Below are 18,176 nucleotides of genomic sequence, written 5' to 3'. Positions count from 1 at the left end.
CGCCGCTCCCGTTATGCGCCAAAACCATCGGGCAGCGGCGCCTTCAACCATTTCTCCGACAGGCCATTCAGCGTCGTGTCCGCCAGCGCCTGTCCAATCAGCGCATCCACCGCCGCTTTCAAGGCCGGTTCTCCCTGGCGCAACCCCACGAAGCACGGCGAATCTTTCAACATGAACTTGGCGGCCGGCGCCTTGTCCGGATTCTGGCGCGTCAGGGCGCTCACCACCATGTTACCGGTGGCGATGTACTGCACCTGCCCGGAGAGATAGGCCGACAGCGTCGTGTTGTTATCCTCATAACGCTTGATCTGCGCCCCTTTAGGCGCGCCGTCGCTCAGAACCATATCCTCCACCGCACCGCGCGTGACGCCGACGGTCTTGCCATCGAGCTGCGCCATGTCCGCCAACGCGCCGTCTTTAGGACCAAAGACCCCCAGGAAGAACGGCGCATAGGCGCGGCTGAAGGCGATGGTCTTTTCACGCTCCGGATTTTTGCCCAGGCTGGAGATCACCAGATCCACTTTATTGGTCTGCAGATAAGGCACCCGGTTGGCGCTGGTGACCGGCACCAACTGCAATTTAAGTTTCATCTTATCGGCCAGATAACGCGCCATATCGATGTCATAACCCTGGGGCTGCAGATCGGTGCCCACCGAGCCGAATGGCGGGAAATCCTGCGGCACCGCCACGCGCAGGACGCCGCGCTGCCGGATCTCTTGCAATTGATCCGCCATGGTCGGCGCGGCCTGCGCCAGCAAGGCGATCCCAGTGAAAACCGTCCACAGCGTTTTTTTGATGTTCATAGCGTATCCCCGATGGTGAAAAGATGAAACAAAAGATTCTTACACCGCAGGCTCTGCAACTAATGTGCCAATCGAAGATACGTCGAACCCATGCCTTAACTGGCGCTGATTAACGAGAAAAAACCTGCCGGCCTCAGCGGGCCGGCGACGGAGAAAGGGAAAGCAGGCAGGCCAGAGATGCACTAAAAATGTGCATCAGCACCAAAAAAGCGCCGGTTAGCGCGGTTCCAGTTCGTCCAAATCCTGATACAGACCGGCAATATGATGAATACGCGATCGCCCCTGCTCCAACATCTCATGCAGCAGGGCGTTACTGAGCAGGTTACATAAGCTCATGGCGGCTGAATAGCTGTCGAAGGCGGAGACGCTGTCCAGCGAAGCGGCCAAATGCCAGTCCGCCAGCGGGATCAGCGACTGCGCCTGCGGTTCGCAGATCAACAGCGTCGGCACCCGGCGAGTTTGCAGTTGCGTCAGTATCGCCTTGAGCTGATGCGGCCGGCGCCGAAACGCCACCACCACCGCCATATCCTGCGGCGCGAGATCCACCAGCTCCTCCGCCAGCGTCTGGCCGGGCTGCGGCATCAGCAGCACCCGCTCCCGCACCTGCATCAGCTGCTGACGCAGATGCATGGCTATCGGATAGCTGTTGCGAAATCCCAGCAGCGCGACCCGCCGCGCCCGCGCCAACGCGGCGATCACCGCGCCGAATTGCTCCACATCGAGATGGCTCACCCAGTGCGAGAGGTTAGCCATTTCCTGCTTGTAATGCCGCGCCAGCAGCGTATTGCCCTGCACCGCATGCCTCTCGTCGGTCACCGGCATGCCGCTCTGGCGCAGGGTGCGCAGCTCAGCGCGCATGTCCTTGTAGCTGCGATACCCCAACCGCTTGAACAGCCTGCTGACCGTGGCTTTAGAAACCCCGCTCAAGCGCGCCAGCTCGGCGCTGTTGTAACTGATCAGGTCATCGAAATGATCGAGGATAAAGTCGGCGACGCGCTGTTCCTGCGGCGCCAATTGCGGATATTCGTTGCGCAGGCGTTCATCGAAGGGCTGCATCATCACTCTCGCTGTAACTTTTGTTTCACCGGAACATAGCACGCCCCGGCCCCTCTCTGACAAGCAATTAATCGTCCTGATTAAAAGTGGAACGCCTCTTGCTTCTGTTACCCGAACGCTCACCTCAGACAAGGGCAGAAACATGATTAACAGCAATACCGCGCCACAGGGCATGGCGGTCACGCCACACCATCTCGCCAGCGAAAGCGCGCTGGCGGTGCTGCGCGAAGGCGGCAACGCCATTGAGGCGATGGTGGCCGCCGCCGCGACCATCGCCGTGGTCTATCCGCACATGAACGGCATCGGCGGTGACGGTTTCTGGCTGATCGTGCCGCCGCAGGGCGAGCCGCTGACCATCGACGCCAGCGGCGCCGCCGGCTCGCTGGCGACGCCGGCGCTGTACGCCGGAGAAAGCCGCATCCCGCAGCGCGGCCCAAAAGCGGCGTTGACCGTGGCCGGCACCGTCGGCGGCTGGCAGGAGGCGTTGGCCTATTCGGCCGAACTGGGCGAAACGCCGCTGCCGCTGTCGCGGTTGCTCGCCGACGCCATACGCTACGCCGCCGACGGCATTCCGGTCACCGCCTCCCAAGAGGCGGCGACGCGCAGCAAACGCCACGAGCTGGAGGAGTTCGCCCCCTTCGCCCGCATTTACCTGCCGCAGGGAAAGATCCCGCTTGCCGGCCAACGATTCTGCCAACCGCAGCTGGCCGATACGCTGATCGCACTGAGTGAGGACGGGCTCGACAGTTTTTATCGCGGGCCGCTGGCTGAGAGCATGGCGGCGGACATGGCGATGTTGGGCATGCCGCTCACCGCTCATGATCTGGCGAGTTATCGGCCATGCCGCCGTCCTCCGCTGCGCCTGGAACACCAAAAAGGTGAAATATTCAATCTGGCTCCCCCGACCCAAGGGCTGGTGTCGCTTGCCATCCTCGGGCTGACCGACCGTCTGCCGCTGGTCGGACAGAGCGAAGGCGCCGTGGTGCACGCCGTGGTCGAGGCCACCAAGCTGGCGTTCGATCTGCGCGACCGTTTCATCACCGATCCGCGCCACATGACGCAGGATCCGCAGGCGCTGCTGGCGGCCGACCATTTGGATAGGCTGGCCGGGCGCATCGACGGCCAAAAAGCGGCCGACTGGGGCCAGGGCAAAGGACCCGGCGATACGGTCTGGATGGGGGTGATGGACAGCAGCGGGCTGGCGGTCTCCTTCATTCAGAGCATCTACCACGAATTCGGCAGCGGCATGGTACTGCCGAACAGCGGCGTCCTGTGGCAAAACCGCGGCGCCTCTTTCAGCCTGGACGCCGATCATCTGCTGGCGCTGGCGCCGGGCAAGCAGCCGTTCCATACGCTGAACCCGGCCGCCGCCCGGCTGTATGACGGACGCACGCTGATCTACGGCTCGATGGGCGGTGACGGCCAGCCGCAGACTCAAGCGGCGTTATTCGTGCGGCATGTGGTGCAAGGGTTGCCGCTGCAGCAGGCGATCAGCGCGCCGCGCTGGCTGCTGGGGCGAACCTGGGGCGAAAGTTCGGACTCGTTGAAGCTTGAGGGGCGCTTTAACGCGGCGACCCTCGACTATCTGCGACAGCGCGGCCACGCCGTTGAACTGCTGCCGGCGTTCAGCGAAACGGTCGGCCATGCCGGCGCCATCGTACGCCACACCAACGGCATGTTCGAAGGCGCTTTCGATCCGCGAAGCAACGGCAGCGCCGCCGGCTTCTGACTCTCTTATTTATCGGGATCGTTTATGAACAATCAACACGCCGCCGATTGGGCGGCCTATATCCACCAGATGGAAACCGTGCTGGCCGTGGAACTGGACGATGTCCGCCGCCGGGAACTGTTGAAACAGATCGAACGCATCGCCGCGCTGGCCGAACCGCTGATGGCCTTCCCGCTGGATCCGCGCCAGGAAATCGCGGGGGTATATCGCCCATGAATCCCTTAAGCGCCCTGTCGCTCGCCGAGATCCGTACGGCCCTTGAACGCGGCGCGCTCTCGGCGCGCGAGATCGTCCGGCATACGCTCGATCACATCGACCGTCAGAATCCCGCGCTGAACGCCTTTACGCACATCACCCGGGAACGCATGCAAAAAGAAGCCGATCGCCTTGACCGTTCGCGCGCGCTTGGGCAAACGCTGCCCGCTTTGGCCGGCATTCCCTATGCGGTAAAAAATCTGTTCGACGTCGCCGGTGAAACCACGCTGGCCGGCGCCCGCCTGTTCAGCGATCGGCCACCGGCCGGCCGCGACGCCTGGGGCGTCTCCCGGCTGGCGGATCAAGGCGCGTTGCTTTGCGGCATGTTGAACATGGACGCCTACGCCTACGGTTTCACCACCGAGAACAGCCATTACGGCGCCACCCGAAACCCGCATGACCTCGGGCGCATCGCCGGCGGCTCTTCGGGCGGCTCGGCCGCAGCGGTGGCGGCCGGCCTGGTGACCTTTTCGCTCGGCAGCGACACCAATGGCTCAATACGCGTGCCCGCCTCGCTGTGCGGCATTTATGGTCTGAAACCGACCTTCGGCCGTCTTTCGCGCAGCGGCAGCCAGCCGTTTGTCGACAGCCTGGATCACATCGGCCCGTTCGCCCGCCGGGTGCACGATCTCGCGACGGTGTATGATGCGATGCAGGGCATCGACACCGAGGATCCGTTCCAGAGCGATCGGCCGATTTCCCGCACCGAAGCGTTGCTGGCGCAGGGCAGCCAGAACCTGCGCTGCGCCGTGTTAGGCGGCTATTTCCTGCAATGGTGCAATGATGACGCCAAAGCCGCAGTCAACCAGGTGGCGCAAGCGCTGGCAGCCAGCGCCGAAGTCGAGCTGCCGCAGGCCGAGCTGGCCCGATCGGCGGCCTTTATCCTCAGCGCCTCAGAGGGCGGCCATCGCTATCTGCCGCAGTTGCGCAGCCAACCCGAACGCTTCGAGCCACTGTCGCGAGAACGACTGCTGGCCGGCGCCATGCTCCCCGCCACCTGGTATTTGCAGGCACAACGCTTTCGTCACGCGTTTCGCCGGCAAGCCGCGCCGCTGTTCAAGCACTGGGACATTTTGATCGCCCCGGCGACGCCATGCAGCGCCACGCCGATCGGCCAGGAAACGATGCGCATCAACGGCGTCGATCTGCCGATCCGCGCCAGTATGGGCATGCTGACGCAGCCGATTTCCTTCCTTGGCCTGCCGGTCGTGACGGTTCCTTTGAAAAGCGCATCCGGTCTGCCGATCGGCCTGCAACTGATCGCCCCACCGTGGCGCGAAGATTTGGCGCTGCGCGCCGCCTATGCGCTGGAATGCGCCGGCATCGCCACTTGCGTCTGCAAACAGGAGTAATCAATGAACAGTGAACATATCGATCGGCCGGCGGTGCTGGCGGAGGTCAACGCCGCCTTTTACCGCTATGAGCAGGCGTTAATCAGCAATGACATCGATGTGCTGGACGAGTTGTTCTGGCACGACGCGCGCACGGTGCGCTATGGCGCCACCGAAAGCCTCTACGGTATCGACGAGATCCGCGATTTTCGTCAACGGCGCCCGGCCAACGGACTGCAGCGGCTGTTGGAAAACACCCAAATCACGACTTTTGGTGAGGATATGGCGGTGGCCAGCACGGAATTTCATCGGCCGGGCAGCAACCGCAGGGGGCGGCAAATGCAAACCTGGGTCAAGCTGCCCTGTGGCTGGCGCATCGTAGCGGCGCACGTCAGCCTGCTCGACGCGCCTTAGGCCTCCAGGCGGTAGAGCCCATGATGAAGGCGCACGGCGGCGGCCGACTCAGCACCAATAGGCCATGAAGTTAACGGTGGAGCGATCCAGATCGCGTTCGCCAATCAGGTAACGCCGCAGCGTTTTCACCGCGGAAGACTCGGCCGCCACCCAGGCATAGAAAGCGTTGCTGCCGGCCGCCCGCTCCCACAACACCTCATCGCTCAGGCTGCTTTCCGCCAGGGACTGCGCTTGCGCACAGGCCGATGCGGGGATATCCACCCGCTGGCGCACCGCTTCCACCAGCAGCGTGCCGTGCGCCAGCTGGCGGCCGACGTCGCGCGGCAGCCAATAAACGTCGGCGAACGGGAAATGCGCCAAATCCAGGCAATCCGCCGCCACCGGCACCTCGAAAAACGCCTGCACCCGCGGCGGATTGGCCTGCTGCGCCAGCTGTTCCAGAATCGCCATCGCCGCCGGCACCGCCGTCTCATCGGCGATCAGCAACGCCTGTTGCAACTGCGCCGGCGGCGCCCATTCGTAACCGCCGCTGTCGCCGTCGAAGTCACCGTTGGGGGCGACCGTTTGAATCGTGTCTCCGGGTTCGGCATGGGTCGCCCAGGCTGAAGCCGGGCCGTTCACGCCATGCAGCACGAACTCGACGTCCATCTGATTCTGCTCGCGGCGCAGCGCACGCAGCGTATAGGTGCGCATTACCGGACGCTGTTCTTTGGGGAGCGCCATGTAATCGCCGTACCAGTCCGGGCCGTTGGCCAACGGCGTGATCTTGCCGTCCGCCGCCGGGAACAGCAGTTTGATGCGCTGGTCAGGCGCTTCCAGCTTCATGCGATGAACATCCGCACCTTCAAACACGCAGCGCAGCAGCGAGGGCGAAATCAGCGTTTTGCTTTTCAGGGTGATATCAAAAATTCTGTAGCTGGCGGACATGTTCTCGACTCTCCGGCAACGGCTGTCGCTTTTACGTATGACCGATCGGCTGCCGTGTTGGCGGCGTGGCCGCGCGATCGCGCAGCGGATAAATGTTAATAAAACTAATTAATTACGTTAATGCATCGCAAAAAATCATATCATGATTTTATTGATAACAAGAAACGTTATTGATAAAAGAAGCATTCTCAAAAAAACGTAACGACAATATCACCTGGGAAATAACGATGAAACGCAAACCTCTTTGGGTATTAAACCCATGTCTGCTGGCGTTGCTTGCGCCGGCGGCCTGGGCAGAAGATCAGAAAAACGGCAGCGAAGAGCAGGTGGTGGTCTCCGCCAGCCGTTCACACCGCAGCGCGGCGGAAATGGCGCAGACGACATGGGTGATCGAAAGTCAGGAGATCGAACAGCAGGTCCAGGGCGGCAAAGAGATCAAGGACATGTTGGCGCAGCTGATCCCCGGCATGGACGTCAGCGGCCAGGGCCGCACCAACTACGGCATGAATATGCGCGGCCGTTCGATGATGGTGATGATCGACGGCGTACGCCTGAACTCGTCGCGCAGCGACAGCCGCCAGTTGGATTCGATCGACCCGTTCAATATCGACCATATTGAGGTGATTTCCGGCGCGACCGCACTGTACGGCGGCGGCAGCACCGGCGGCCTGATCAATATCGTGACCAAGAAAGGACAGAAAGAGCAGCAGGTCGAATTGCAGGTCGGCGGCAAAACCGGCTTCGGCGGCCATAACGATCACGACGAGAACGTGGCGGCGGCGGTCAGCGGTGGCAACGACAACGCCTCGGGGCGGCTGTCCGTTTCTTACCAGCGTTACGGCGGCTGGTACGACGGCAAAGGCAACGAGGTGCTGATCGACAATACTCAAACCGGCCTGCAGTATTCCAATCGCCTCGATGTGATGGGCACCGGCACCCTCAACATCGACGATCATCAACAGCTGCAGCTGACCACCCAATACTACAAAAGCCAGTCCGACGGCGATCACGGCCTGTTTCTGGGGGAAAACTTCGCGGCGGTGACCGGCAACGCCAAGGCGTACAACAGCGGTAACTTAAACTCCGATCGCATCCCCGGCACCGAGCGCCACCTGATCAACCTGCAATATTCCAACACCGATTTCCTCGGCCAGGATCTGGTGGCGCAGGTCTACTATCGCGACGAAACGTTGACCTTCTACCCCTTCCCAACGCTGGCGGGCAAAGCGCCGAACTATTACGTCAGCAGCATTGGCGCTTCGCAGCAAAAAACCGATTTTTACGGCGGCAAACTGACGTTAAACAGCAAACCTGTCGACGCGCTGACGCTGACTTACGGCATCGACGCCGAGCATGAAAGCTTCAACGCCAACCAGCAGTTCTTCAACCTGGCGAAGGCCCAACAGTCCGGCGGCATGACGCTGGAGAACGCTTACGGCACCGGCCGCTACCCGAGCTATACCACCAGCAACCTGGCGTCGTTCCTGCAGGCCAGTTACGACATCAATCCCATCTTCACCCTGAGCGGCGGCGTGCGTTACCAGTACACCGAAAACAAGATCGACGACTTCGTCGGCTATAACCAGCAGCAGGCGATCGCCACCGGCGCCGCCGCCTCCGCCGACGCCATCCCGGGAGGGAAAACCGACTACAACAATGCGCTGTTCAACGCCGGTCTGTTGGCGCACTTGACCGAGCGTCAGCAAACCTGGTTCAACTTCTCTCAGGGCTTCGAGATCCCGGATCCGGGCAAGTATTACGGCAACGGCACCTACGCGTTGAACGGCGGCCATTACCAGTTGCTGAAGAGCGTCAACGTCGGCGATTCCAAGCTGGAAGGCATCAAGGTCAACGCCTACGAGCTGGGCTGGCGCTTTACCGGCGATAACCTGCGCACGCAAATCGCCGCCTACTACTCGTTGTCCGACAAGAGCATCGCCATCAACAAAACCGACATGACCATTAACGTCAATGCGGACAAGCGGCGCATCTATGGGCTGGAAGGTGCGGTGGACTACTTCTTCGAAGACAGCGACTGGAGCGCCGGCACCAACTTCAACTTCATCCGTTCTGAAACCAAGGTCAACGGCGAATGGAAGAAGCTGGTGGTCGATACCGCCAGCCCATCGAAAGTCACCGCTTACGTCGGCTGGGCGCCGGGCGACTGGAATCTGCGCTTGCAGTCGCAGCAAACCTTCGACGTGTCGGACGACGGCGATTATACCAAGGCCAACTCCCCCCAAGGCCGCAAAATAGATGGCTACAACACCCTCGATTTCCTCGGCAGCTATGCCCTGCCGGTGGGGAAAATCAGCTTCAGCGTGGAAAACCTGTTGGATAAGGAGTACACCACCGTTTGGGGCCAACGCGCGCCGATCCTGTACAGCCCGACCTACGGCTCACCTGAGCTGTACAGCTATAAAGGCCGCGGACGCACCTTCGGTTTGAATTACTCGGTGTTGTTCTGAGGATAAGGGGCCGGTCTGCCGGCCCCGTTCCCTGGGCCGCACCGTTTTGCCGAGAGCGGAAACGACGAAGCCCTGAGTTATCGCTAACTCAGGGCTTCTGAATAGTGGCGGAACGGACGGGGCTCGAACCCGCGACCCCCTGCGTGACAGGCAGGTATTCTAACCAACTGAACTACCGCTCCGCGCCATTCCCTCTTGCGGGGGAACGAGGCGCATATTACGGACGCCTCTCGGTTCCGTCAACGCCTTTTTCTCCGCAAATGAACCGTTTGCACAGTTTTTCAACGAAGGGTCGCCCGGTGCGTTTTTTTCGTGCAAAAACGCCGTTATTCCGCCGGCGCCCCGCGCCACAGGCAGCTGCCGCCCTTCTTCGCCACCAGATCCAGACGCGCCTCGTGCGCCTTTATTTCTTCGTCGCTGGCGTAGACCACTTTCATCGCCGTAGCCGGGCGGACGATACGCTGTATTTCTTGCGCGGCATCGTTTTGCTGGGTGTCGCCTTCCATTTGGAACGCTATCGACGTCTGACCGCCGGTCATCGCCAGATAGACTTCCGCCAGGATCTCGGCATCGAGCAATGCGCCGTGCAGCGTACGCTTGCTGTTGTCTATCTCATAGCGGCTGCACAAGGCATCGAGGTTGTTGCGCTTGCCCGGGAACAGGCGGCGCGCCATCATCAGGCTGTCGGTGATGGTGCAGAAGGTCTCGGTCTTCGGGATCCCCTGCTGCAGCATGCGGAATTCGTGATCCATAAAGCCGATATCGAACGCCGCGTTATGGATCACCAGCTCGCCGCCGCGGATAAAGTCGAGGAATTCGTCGGCAACCTGATCGAAGGTCGGTTTGTCGGCCAGGAAGTCGTCGCTGATGCCGTGTACGCCGTACGCTTCCGGATCCACCAGCCGATCCGGCTTGATGTATACGTGGAAGTTGCGCCCGGTCAGGCGGCGGTTAATCACTTCCACCGCACCGATTTCGATGATGCGGTGCCCTTCGTAGTGCACCCCAAGCTTGTTCATACCGGTGGTTTCGGTATCGAGGACAATCTGTCTGGTGGTTGTAGAGATCATATTGCAGTGCTCACAGCGCTCGTTTATGTCAGACTTGGCTTTTATAAAACTGATAGGAAGAGTCTACCAGAGATGCTCAAACAGGTAGAAATTTTCACCGACGGCTCCTGCCTTGGCAACCCTGGCCCCGGTGGCTACGGCGCGATACTGCGCTATAAGCAGACGGAAAAAACCTTCAGCGAAGGATTTCGTCTGACCACCAATAACCGCATGGAAATGATGGCGGCGATCGTGGCGCTGGAAGCGCTGACGGTGCCTTGCGCCGTGACGCTCAGCACCGACAGCCAGTACGTGCGCCAGGGCATTACCAGCTGGATCCATAACTGGAAGAAACGCGGTTGGAAAACCGCCGACAAAAAACCGGTCAAGAATGTCGATCTGTGGCAGCGGCTGGATCAGGCCATTCAGCGCCACACCGTAAAATGGGAGTGGGTCAAGGGCCACGCCGGCCACCCGGAGAACGAACGCTGCGACGAGCTGGCGCGCGAGGCGGCGGGTAAACCGACGCAGGATGACGTCGGCTACCAACCGGAAGCCTAAGGCAGCTTGCGATAACTCTTGGTCGCGCCCACCGCGCGGCTGAGAGACGGCTTTCTCGCCCCCAGTTTCATCGGCGTGGGCGTCAGCGGCAAGGTGCGCTTGCGCGCCACAATCACGCTCATGCAGCCCAGCGCCGGCAAATGGGTGCATAAAAACTTGCCGCCCTTGCGGTGCCACGGCAGCACGTGAAAACGCGCCTGGTGCAACACCTCGTAATTCAGCAGGCTGAGCCAATCCAACAACCGCATCTGGGTAAACATGCGGCTGACATAGGGCTGACGATGGCGCAATCCGGGCACCAGTTTGCACAATCCCAGCAGGCTGAACGGATTGAAGCTGCTGACAACCAGCCAGCCGTCGTCGATCAACACCCTATCCACCTCACGCAGCATCCGATGCGGATCGTCCGCGTAGGACAGCGTATGCGCCAACAGGCAGGCATCCACCGATTTGGCGGCGAACGGCAGTTGATAGGCGTCGGCGATCACCTGCAGCCCTTCCCCCTCCAGCCCTACGTTGACCTGGTGGGAGATTGCGCATTTATCCGTGGCCAGCTCGGCGCTGAGCATGCCCATCTTCAGCAGATGGAAACCGAACAGCTTGGGCCACCAGGGTTGCAACTGCCGCTCGAGCGCTTCACGATAGTACTCCCCCCACGGCAGCTCAGCCCAGGACTGCGGGCCGGTGAGCTTTTGTAGAGTATGGGCTGGTTTCATGATTTATTATCTTCTTTCAAGCCGTTGCCAACGAGAGGTACACCATGAATCTTATCAGCATTCCCGCCTTCCAGGACAATTACATTTGGTTATTGGATGACCGGCAGGGGCGCTGCATTATCGTCGATCCGGGTGAAGCGCGGCCGGTGCTCGAGGCGCTGCAGCGCCTGCAGCTGGCGCCGTCGGCGATCCTGCTGACCCACCACCACCACGATCACGTCGGTGGCGTGGCGCAGATTGTCTCACAATACCCGGGCCTGGCGGTCTACGGGCCGCAGGAAACCGCTGGCAAAGGCGCCAACCACGTCGTCCACGACGGCGACACCTTTGATATCGATGGCCGCCAATACAGGACTATCGCCGTTCCCGGCCATACGCTGGGCCATGTGGCATTCTATAGTGCCCCTTATCTGTTCTGCGGCGACACCATTTTCTCCGCCGGCTGCGGCAGGCTGTTTGAAGGCACCGCAAAACAAATGTACGACTCATTTCAACAACTCGCGCAACTTCCCGATAACACCTTAATTTGCTGCGCGCATGAATATACTCTTTCAAATCTTAAGTTTGCGCGGGCTATTTTGCCGGAAGATCGAGAGATTGAAACATATCAACAACATGTTGAAGCGTTAAGGGCAAAAGGCCAAGCTAGCGTGCCGACCACATTGCAATTAGAGCGCAAAATTAACCTGTTTTTACGTTGCTATGACACTGATTTACAAAATAAATTAGGCTTTAATTCACCACCGGAAAGCCTTCATTCAGTTTTTTCCGAATTACGCCTGCGGAAAGATAACTTCTAAGCTTTTAGTTGTGTTATTTGGCGAAGCAAAGTATTATTGCTCGTCTTTTAAGCAACTACATTGACACACACATGAAGGCTAAAGCGATATTTCTCGCCTCGGTCTTGCTAGTGGGTTGCCAGTCGTCCAGGCAGGACGCACCGGCGCCAGAACAGCATGCACAGAGTTTGTCTTCGGCTGGTCAAGATGGTGAAGCAGGAGAGTACACAGGTAATGGCCGAGCGAGCTCGGCGCGGTGGTTGGATAACAACAGTCCCGCCGCGCAACAGGACCTGTGGAACTTCATTAGCGACGAGCTGAAGATGGAGGTTCCGGAAAATTCCCGGATCCGTGATCAGAAAAGAAAGTACTTAAAAAGTAAGAGCTATCTCCACGATGTAACATTACGGGCAGAGCCGTACATGTACTGGATAGTCGGGCAGATTAAGAAACGTAATATGCCGATGGAACTGGTACTGCTACCCATAGTGGAGAGCGCTTTTGACCCACACGCCACGTCAAGTGCCAACGCCGCAGGGCTATGGCAAATCGTGCCGCAAACGGGTCGCAATTATGGTTTGAAAAACAATCAGTGGTATGACGGTCGACGCGATGTCGTCGCCTCGACAACCGCTGCGCTTAACATGATGCAGCGCTTGAACCGCATGTTTAACGGCGACTGGTTACTGACCGTAGCCGCCTATAACAGTGGTGAAGGCCGCGTGATGCAAGCGGTGAAGGCAAACAAACGCCAGGGTAAGCCAACCAATTTCTGGGCATTGTCGCTTCCGCGTGAAACGTCAATCTATGTCCCGAAAATGCTGGCGCTGAGCGACATCATCAAGAACAGCAAGAAGTACGGCGTGAAACTCCCGAAAACGGATGAAACCCGTGCGCTGGCTCGTATCGATGTCGGGCAGCAGATCCAGCTGACTCAGGCGGCTGAGATGGCTGGGCTTTCAGTCACCAAGATGAAAGCGTATAACCCAGGCTACAAAAAAGGCGTTACGGCACCCAACGGGCCCCATTACATCATGGTTCCCAAAGGGCATGCCGATCAGCTGAAAGACTCGCTGGCCGATGGCCAGATCGCCGTGACTCAGCCAACGACGCAGTTGGCGAAGAACAGCGGTTTGTCCGGTGGCAGTTCGTATAAAGTGCGCTCCGGCGACACCTTATCGGCCATAGCCAAGCGGCTGAACGTTAAGACCAGCGATTTGCAGAGTTGGAACAACTTACGCGCCAAGAGCGCCTTAAAAGTTGGGCAAACCCTGCAAGTGGCCAGCAATACTGGCAGTAACAGCAGTATCACCTACCAGGTTCGTAAAGGTGATTCGCTCGCCAGTATCGCACGTCGTCACGGCGTCGATATTAACGACGTGATGCGTTGGAATTCAACGCTCGCCAAAGGCAACCTGCAGCCAGGTCTGAAGCTGACCCTGTTTGTCGGCAACAAGATGACGCCGGATACTTAAATGTTCGGCACAAAAAAAGCACCCTTCGGGGTGCTTTTTTATTAGCTGCGATTCACCATACCGGCGAGTCTTTCTCCGGATGAAACTCCACCAACAGCGGGTTGTGATCCGACGCGCTGGTCACCAGCACCGACGCCTCCACCACTCCCAGATTGCGATAAAATACGAAATCCAGTGGACGACCGAAGGCCTTGCGGCGATGGTCGTCGGTGAAACTCACCTCGCGCAGCGCCATCTCTCCGGCAAAGTCATACAGCGCATTGATGCGCTTGCGGCTCCAGGCGTTGAAATCCCCCGCCATAATCACCGGCCCCCGGTGACTGGCGATCTGTTCGCCTATCGGCCCCAACTGCTTGCTGTAGACGTCGACACCCAGGCTAAAGTTCACCGCATGGATATTCACCACCATCAACAGCTCGCCGTTGTACAGCGGATAAACGGTGATCAGGGCCGACTTGGAAAGCCGCAGCAGCGGCTCTCGCTCGCGCAGCGGGCAACAGTAAACAGGATGAGCGGCAGCCAGCGTCATCACGCCGGAAGGGTGCTGCGGCAGCACAAAGGCCGGCACCTGATCGGCCGCCAGATAGTTGGCGGTAGCGTAGCTCACCAACTCTGGCGTGGTTTGCGCCTCTTGCAACAATACCAGCTGCGCGTCTTTGCCATGGTTCTTCAGCACCGAAAGCCAGTCGGCTCGCTGCTGTTTGAAAATATTCCATACCATGACGCGCAGGGCGCCGGTCGTCGGCAGCGCCGCCCCTGGCGGCAACGGCTGGTTAACGGCACCAGGAAAGATTCGCTCAACTGGCTGACCTGCAACATACCTCATTGCATAAGTTCGTTTCGGCACGCGATTCGCCTATTACCCATTAACATGAAAACTGGCGATGAACACTCGCCAACGATGAATTGATTATACGCCTACCCTGCATAGAGGGCATGGCTTTTGCGGGCATCACCTTTTCAGTTATAGGGGCCGCCTGCAGCGATTTCAATCTTCTGACGGTATAGCTGTGTAAAGGTGAGGGGTAATAGGTGAAAAATGCGAAAATGCCCGCAAAATGCGGGCCAGGCAGCAGGGGTTTTAGGTATTAAGCCGTTTGCAGCTGAGACTTTTTATCCAGGCGACCGCTGAAGCTAACCAGTAACAATGCAACCACCACGATCAACGCGCCAATCCAGGGGGTCTGCGCCAGCCCCAGTGAGGCAACGGTCTGGCCGCCAATCACCGAGCCGAGCGCAATGCCGATGTTGAACGCCGCGATGTTGAGACCGGACGCCACATCCACCGCATTTGGTGTGTATTGCGCGGCTTTCTGCACCACATACACCTGCAGCCCCGGCACGTTGCCGAAAGCGAACACGCCCATCACAATCACCGTCAGCAACGCGGCAATACTGTGGCTGGCGGTAAACTGGAACACCAGCAACAAAACGGCCAACGCGGCAAAGATAAAGCTCAGCGCACGCACGGCCCCATGACGATCGGCCAGCTTGCCTCCCCAGATGTTACCCACCGCCACCGCGACGCCATAAGCCAACAGTATCCAGCTCACGGTCGGAGCAGAGAAGCCGGCCAGTTCCTGCATCATCGGCGCAAGGAAGGTAAAGGTCGTGAAGACCCCGCCGTACCCCAATGCGGTAATCGCGTAAATCAGCAGCAGACGAGGATGAGTCAGCACTTTCAGCTGTTCCCGCACGCCGGCGCTGCCCTGGTTCTTGATATTGCTCGGTACCAGAATAACGCTGGCCAGCGTGGCGACAGCGCCAATCAGAGAAACGGCCAGGAAGGTCTCACGCCAGCCAAACTGCTGGCCGATGAACGTCCCCAGCGGTACGCCGGTCACCAACGCCACCGTCAGGCCACCAAACATGATGGCGATGGCGGAGGCCGCTTTCTCTTTCGCCACCAGGCTAGTGGCGATAGTGGAGCCGATAGAGAAGAACACGCCGTGCGCCAGGCCGGTCAACAACCGAGCCACTACCAGCGATTCATAGCTGGGTGACTGCCAGGCCAGCAGGTTGCCGAGAGTGAACAGCACCATCAGGCCAACCAGCAGCAGTTTGCGCGGTATGCGGCTGGTCAGGGCCGTCAGCACCGGCGCGCCAATGGCTACGCCGAGGGCATAGATAGTCACCAGCAATCCAGCGGACGGTACGGTCACCCCAAGCTGCTCCGCGATAGTCGGGATCAACCCGACAATCACGAACTCGGTCGTGCCGATAGCAAAAGCGCTGATGGTTAAGGCAAGTAATGCGAGTGGCATTTTTTACTCCGAAATAGCATTCAAGTTGATGACGGCTATTATCGGCCTATGCTTAAATGATAAAAATGCTCAAAATTTCAAATTAACTTTGCTATCGGAGCAAAAATGAAAGCAAACTCTGACGAGCTGATCACCTTTGTCACCGTCGTAGAAAGCGGCAGCTTCAGCCGGGCGGCCGAACGCCTGGAACAAGCGAACTCCGTAGTCAGCCGAACGGTGAAAAAACTGGAAAGCAAACTGGGCGTAACGTTGCTCAACCGCACCACGCGCCAAATCAGCCTGACTCAGGAAGGAGAGAATTACTTTCGCCAGGTGCAGAAGGTACTGAACGACATGGCCGCGGCGGAAAATGCGCTGATGGAAAGCCGCCAGCGCCCGCAAGGCCTGCTGCGCGTCGATGCGGCAACGCCGGTGGTGCTGCATATGCTGACGCCTTTAGTGGCCGAGTTCCGCGAACGTTATCCAGAAATGTCGTTATCGCTGGTGTCTTCGGAAAACTTTATCAATCTGATCGAGCGAAAAGTGGATATCGCGATCCGCGTAGGCGAGCTGACCGATTCTACGCTGAAAGCACGCAAATTGATGACCAGCTACCGACATGTGCTCGCCTCCCCCGCTTATCTGGCTCAGCACGGCACGCCGCTAACGGTAGAAGATCTTGCACATCACTGCTGTATCGGTTTCAACGACCTGCCCAGCTTGAACCGCTGGCCACTGGCTTGTTCAGATGGCAGCCAGTTGGAAATCACCCCCGGTTTGACCACCAATAGTGGAGAAACCCAGCGCCATCTCTGTCTGCATGGCAACGGTATCGCCTGCCTGTCGGACTTTATGAGCGACGAAGATATCAAACGTGGAGATTTGGTCCCGATTCTGGTGGAAGCGACACTGCCGGTCGCCATGCCGATCAACGCGGTTTACTACAGCGACAGCGCCGTCAGCAACCGTCTGCGCAGCTTTATTGATTTTGTGAGTGAATACCTGAAACGATAAAAAAGGCGCCCCGATGGACGCCTTATGCTGACTACGGCGAGGAATGATTAATCCCAGTTTGGCGCCAGGCCTTCCGGACTAACCAGACGGCCGTTGCACTCCAGTGCGGCGATCTGCGCCATATCTTCGTCGGTCAGCGTCAGTTGCTGCGCCAATAGGTTGCTCGCCAGATTTTCACGCTTGGTCGAGGAAGGGATCACCGCATAACCCAGCTTCAATGCCCAAGCCAGAACCACCTGTGCTGGGGTCGCATTGTGACGAGCAGCGATGCTTTTGATCGTTTCATCCTGCAGCGCTTTGCCGTAGGCCAACGTCATGTAAGAGGTGATGGCGATGCCGTGCTGCTGTGCAAATTCGACCACCTTGCGGTTCTGCAAGAACGGTGACAGCTCGATTTGGTTGGTGGCGATTTCATCGGCGCCAATCGCGTCAATCGCTTGCTGCATCAAATCGATGGTGAAGTTAGATACGCCAATTTGACGGGTCAGCCCCAGCTTTTTCGCTTCCAGCAGCTCAGCCATAAATTCGGCAACCGGCACTTCGTCGTGGGGTGACGGCCAGTGGATCAACGTCAGATCAACGTAGGACGTTTGCAGTTTTTTCAGGCTTTCTTGCAGGCTTGGGATCAGCGCGCCTTTCGCCAGGTTCGCGATCCAAATCTTGGTGGTGATGAACAGATCTTCACGTTTCACGCCGCTGGCAGCGATAGCCTGGCCAACAGCCGCTTCGTTTTCATAGATCTGTGCGGTATCGATAGTACGGTAGCCCAGCTCAAGTGCGGTGCTGACAGAATCGATAACAACCTGATCCTGAAGGCGGAAAGTACCTAAACCAAATGCAGGGATGCTCATAATGTTTTCTCTCATTAACGGGTAAATGTGGTATGAGGAAGATTATGGCAACTTTTTTATTGATCAAAAACGCCTGGTTCGGCATAAGACTTTTGATCTAAAGGCAACAATATTGGAAGATAAGGCTGTAAGGAAGAACAATTCCGGCCTGAAAAGCGCAAAATATAGATATGAAAAAGCCCTGAGTCAGAGACTCAGGGCTTATCAATTAAGTGGCGGAACGGACGGGGCTCGAACCCGCGACCCCCTGCGTGACAGGCAGGTATTCTAACCAACTGAACTACCGCTCCACCGATTCTTTTACGTTGTATCTTTCGATACCGGCAATATCGCGCTCTGCGACTTGCGCATTACCAGTCGTCACACTGATAACGTTTATTTGATGCCTGGCAGTGTCCTACTCTCGCATGGGGAGACCCCACACTACCATCGGCGCTACGGCGTTTCACTTCTGAGTTCGGCATGGGGTCAGGTGGGACCACCGCGCTATTGCCGCCAGGCAAAT

General features: G+C 58.6%; 17 protein-coding genes, 2 tRNA genes and 1 rRNA gene. 9 read left to right on the top strand and 11 right to left on the bottom strand.

Features of this window, described 5'->3' with window-relative positions:
• Nucleotides 1-11 precede the first annotated feature (11 nt).
• Complete coding sequence (locus ACSBQS_RS00100) at nucleotides 12-803, bottom strand: transporter substrate-binding domain-containing protein (protein WP_434989393.1); 792 nt, start codon at nucleotides 801-803, stop codon at nucleotides 12-14.
• A gap of 216 nt (nucleotides 804-1,019) precedes the next feature.
• Nucleotides 1,020-1,859 carry a MurR/RpiR family transcriptional regulator gene (locus ACSBQS_RS00095; protein WP_197666305.1) on the bottom strand — a complete coding sequence of 280 codons (840 nt, stop codon included), beginning with the start codon at nucleotides 1,857-1,859 and terminating at the stop codon, nucleotides 1,020-1,022.
• 142 nt (nucleotides 1,860-2,001) lie between these two features.
• Between ACSBQS_RS00095 and ACSBQS_RS00090 the strand changes: the two genes are divergently transcribed.
• Genes ACSBQS_RS00090 through hpxZ form a run of 4 tightly spaced genes read left to right on the top strand, consistent with a single transcriptional unit; the run spans nucleotide 2,002 to nucleotide 5,588 of the window.
• The gene (locus tag ACSBQS_RS00090) at nucleotides 2,002-3,588 is read left to right on the top strand and encodes a gamma-glutamyltransferase family protein (RefSeq protein ID WP_033641951.1); all 1,587 of its coding nucleotides are present in this window, start codon (nucleotides 2,002-2,004) and stop codon (nucleotides 3,586-3,588) included.
• Nucleotides 3,589-3,612: 24 nt separating this feature from the next.
• The gene (gene hpxX / locus ACSBQS_RS00085) at nucleotides 3,613-3,804 is read left to right on the top strand and encodes an oxalurate catabolism protein HpxX (protein ID WP_033651000.1); all 192 of its coding nucleotides are present in this window, start codon (nucleotides 3,613-3,615) and stop codon (nucleotides 3,802-3,804) included.
• A complete protein-coding gene (locus ACSBQS_RS00080) occupies nucleotides 3,801-5,195 on the top strand; it encodes an AtzE family amidohydrolase (RefSeq protein WP_047025816.1) in 1,395 nt (464 codons plus the stop codon). Before hpxX ends, ACSBQS_RS00080 begins: the two co-directional genes overlap by 4 nt.
• Before the next feature lie 3 nt (nucleotides 5,196-5,198).
• Nucleotides 5,199-5,588, top strand: coding sequence for an oxalurate catabolism protein HpxZ (hpxZ, locus tag ACSBQS_RS00075; RefSeq protein ID WP_047025817.1), 390 nt, complete (start codon nucleotides 5,199-5,201; stop codon nucleotides 5,586-5,588).
• Between the two features lie 48 nt (nucleotides 5,589-5,636).
• Here the strand turns inward: hpxZ and ACSBQS_RS00070 are convergent, their stop codons facing one another.
• Nucleotides 5,637-6,515, bottom strand: coding sequence for a siderophore-interacting protein (locus ACSBQS_RS00070; protein WP_042783720.1), 879 nt, complete (start codon nucleotides 6,513-6,515; stop codon nucleotides 5,637-5,639).
• A gap of 227 nt (nucleotides 6,516-6,742) precedes the next feature.
• On the opposite strand from ACSBQS_RS00070, the gene ACSBQS_RS00065 reads away from it, so the two are divergent.
• Nucleotides 6,743-8,983, top strand: coding sequence for a TonB-dependent siderophore receptor (locus ACSBQS_RS00065; protein ID WP_434989391.1), 2,241 nt, complete (start codon nucleotides 6,743-6,745; stop codon nucleotides 8,981-8,983).
• Between the two features lie 105 nt (nucleotides 8,984-9,088).
• Here ACSBQS_RS00065 and ACSBQS_RS00060 read toward each other — a convergent pair.
• Both ACSBQS_RS00060 and dnaQ read right to left on the bottom strand, forming a co-directional pair.
• A tRNA-Asp gene (locus tag ACSBQS_RS00060) sits at nucleotides 9,089-9,165 on the bottom strand.
• Between the two features lie 144 nt (nucleotides 9,166-9,309).
• A complete protein-coding gene (gene dnaQ / locus ACSBQS_RS00055; RefSeq protein WP_033641945.1) occupies nucleotides 9,310-10,053 on the bottom strand; it encodes a DNA polymerase III subunit epsilon in 744 nt (247 codons plus the stop codon).
• A gap of 72 nt (nucleotides 10,054-10,125) precedes the next feature.
• Between dnaQ and rnhA the strand changes: the two genes are divergently transcribed.
• Entirely contained in the window at nucleotides 10,126-10,593 is a 468-nt protein-coding gene (rnhA, locus tag ACSBQS_RS00050; RefSeq protein ID WP_033641944.1) for a ribonuclease HI, read from the top strand.
• Here rnhA and ACSBQS_RS00045 read toward each other — a convergent pair.
• Nucleotides 10,590-11,309, bottom strand: coding sequence for a class I SAM-dependent methyltransferase (locus tag ACSBQS_RS00045; RefSeq protein ID WP_434989388.1), 720 nt, complete (start codon nucleotides 11,307-11,309; stop codon nucleotides 10,590-10,592). The two genes, rnhA and ACSBQS_RS00045, sit on opposite strands and share 4 nt — an antisense overlap.
• A gap of 44 nt (nucleotides 11,310-11,353) precedes the next feature.
• On the opposite strand from ACSBQS_RS00045, the gene gloB reads away from it, so the two are divergent.
• The gene (gene gloB, locus ACSBQS_RS00040; RefSeq protein WP_197666173.1) at nucleotides 11,354-12,109 is read left to right on the top strand and encodes a hydroxyacylglutathione hydrolase; all 756 of its coding nucleotides are present in this window, start codon (nucleotides 11,354-11,356) and stop codon (nucleotides 12,107-12,109) included.
• Between the two features lie 71 nt (nucleotides 12,110-12,180).
• Nucleotides 12,181-13,563 carry a murein transglycosylase D gene (gene mltD, locus ACSBQS_RS00035; RefSeq protein ID WP_033650995.1) on the top strand — a complete coding sequence of 461 codons (1,383 nt, stop codon included), beginning with the start codon at nucleotides 12,181-12,183 and terminating at the stop codon, nucleotides 13,561-13,563.
• Nucleotides 13,564-13,615: 52 nt separating this feature from the next.
• Here the strand turns inward: mltD and ACSBQS_RS00030 are convergent, their stop codons facing one another.
• A complete protein-coding gene (locus ACSBQS_RS00030) occupies nucleotides 13,616-14,410 on the bottom strand; it encodes an endonuclease/exonuclease/phosphatase family protein (RefSeq protein WP_025160092.1) in 795 nt (264 codons plus the stop codon).
• A gap of 241 nt (nucleotides 14,411-14,651) precedes the next feature.
• A complete protein-coding gene (locus ACSBQS_RS00025) occupies nucleotides 14,652-15,827 on the bottom strand; it encodes an MFS transporter (RefSeq protein WP_033650994.1) in 1,176 nt (391 codons plus the stop codon).
• Nucleotides 15,828-15,932: 105 nt separating this feature from the next.
• Between ACSBQS_RS00025 and yafC the strand changes: the two genes are divergently transcribed.
• On the top strand, nucleotides 15,933-16,820 hold the full coding sequence (gene yafC / locus ACSBQS_RS00020) for a DNA-binding transcriptional regulator YafC (RefSeq protein ID WP_004930183.1): 888 nt from the start codon (nucleotides 15,933-15,935) through the stop codon (nucleotides 16,818-16,820).
• A gap of 47 nt (nucleotides 16,821-16,867) precedes the next feature.
• Here the strand turns inward: yafC and dkgB are convergent, their stop codons facing one another.
• The 3 genes from dkgB to rrf all read right to left on the bottom strand — a co-directional run bounded on the left by dkgB (nucleotide 16,868) and on the right by rrf (nucleotide 18,171).
• Entirely contained in the window at nucleotides 16,868-17,671 is an 804-nt protein-coding gene (gene dkgB, locus ACSBQS_RS00015) for a 2,5-didehydrogluconate reductase DkgB (RefSeq protein WP_033650993.1), read from the bottom strand.
• Nucleotides 17,672-17,884: 213 nt separating this feature from the next.
• A tRNA-Asp gene (locus ACSBQS_RS00010) sits at nucleotides 17,885-17,961 on the bottom strand.
• A 94-nt stretch (nucleotides 17,962-18,055) separates the two neighbouring features.
• Nucleotides 18,056-18,171, bottom strand: a 5S ribosomal RNA gene (rrf, locus tag ACSBQS_RS00005).
• Between the last annotated feature and the right edge of the window lie 5 nt (nucleotides 18,172-18,176).

The sequence above is a fragment of the Serratia sp. H402Y genome (assembly GCF_051172415.1).
Classification (GTDB): Bacteria; Pseudomonadota; Gammaproteobacteria; order Enterobacterales; family Enterobacteriaceae; genus Serratia; species Serratia ureilytica.
Note: the sequence above shows the minus strand (reverse complement) of the source record. Positions and strands in the feature narration are given on the sequence as shown.

Excerpts from the sequence above, each read along its gene's own strand:
- yafC (WP_004930183.1), top strand. The coding sequence starts at position 15,933 with ATGAAAGCAAACTCTGACGAGCTGATCACCTTTGTCACCGTCGTAGAA.
- ACSBQS_RS00045 (WP_434989388.1), bottom strand. The coding sequence starts at position 11,309 with ATGAAACCAGCCCATACTCTACAAAAGCTCACCGGCCCGCAGTCCTGG.
- dkgB (WP_033650993.1), bottom strand. The coding sequence starts at position 17,671 with ATGAGCATCCCTGCATTTGGTTTAGGTACTTTCCGCCTTCAGGATCAG.
- ACSBQS_RS00080 (WP_047025816.1), top strand. The coding sequence starts at position 3,801 with ATGAATCCCTTAAGCGCCCTGTCGCTCGCCGAGATCCGTACGGCCCTT.
- ACSBQS_RS00025 (WP_033650994.1), bottom strand. The coding sequence starts at position 15,827 with ATGCCACTCGCATTACTTGCCTTAACCATCAGCGCTTTTGCTATCGGC.
- hpxX (WP_033651000.1), top strand. The coding sequence starts at position 3,613 with ATGAACAATCAACACGCCGCCGATTGGGCGGCCTATATCCACCAGATG.
- mltD (WP_033650995.1), top strand. The coding sequence starts at position 12,181 with ATGAAGGCTAAAGCGATATTTCTCGCCTCGGTCTTGCTAGTGGGTTGC.
- ACSBQS_RS00100 (WP_434989393.1), bottom strand. The coding sequence starts at position 803 with ATGAACATCAAAAAAACGCTGTGGACGGTTTTCACTGGGATCGCCTTG.
- gloB (WP_197666173.1), top strand. The coding sequence starts at position 11,354 with ATGAATCTTATCAGCATTCCCGCCTTCCAGGACAATTACATTTGGTTA.
- ACSBQS_RS00065 (WP_434989391.1), top strand. The coding sequence starts at position 6,743 with ATGAAACGCAAACCTCTTTGGGTATTAAACCCATGTCTGCTGGCGTTG.
- dnaQ (WP_033641945.1), bottom strand. The coding sequence starts at position 10,053 with ATGATCTCTACAACCACCAGACAGATTGTCCTCGATACCGAAACCACC.
- ACSBQS_RS00090 (WP_033641951.1), top strand. The coding sequence starts at position 2,002 with ATGATTAACAGCAATACCGCGCCACAGGGCATGGCGGTCACGCCACAC.
- hpxZ (WP_047025817.1), top strand. The coding sequence starts at position 5,199 with ATGAACAGTGAACATATCGATCGGCCGGCGGTGCTGGCGGAGGTCAAC.
- ACSBQS_RS00095 (WP_197666305.1), bottom strand. The coding sequence starts at position 1,859 with ATGCAGCCCTTCGATGAACGCCTGCGCAACGAATATCCGCAATTGGCG.
- rnhA (WP_033641944.1), top strand. The coding sequence starts at position 10,126 with ATGCTCAAACAGGTAGAAATTTTCACCGACGGCTCCTGCCTTGGCAAC.
- ACSBQS_RS00070 (WP_042783720.1), bottom strand. The coding sequence starts at position 6,515 with ATGTCCGCCAGCTACAGAATTTTTGATATCACCCTGAAAAGCAAAACG.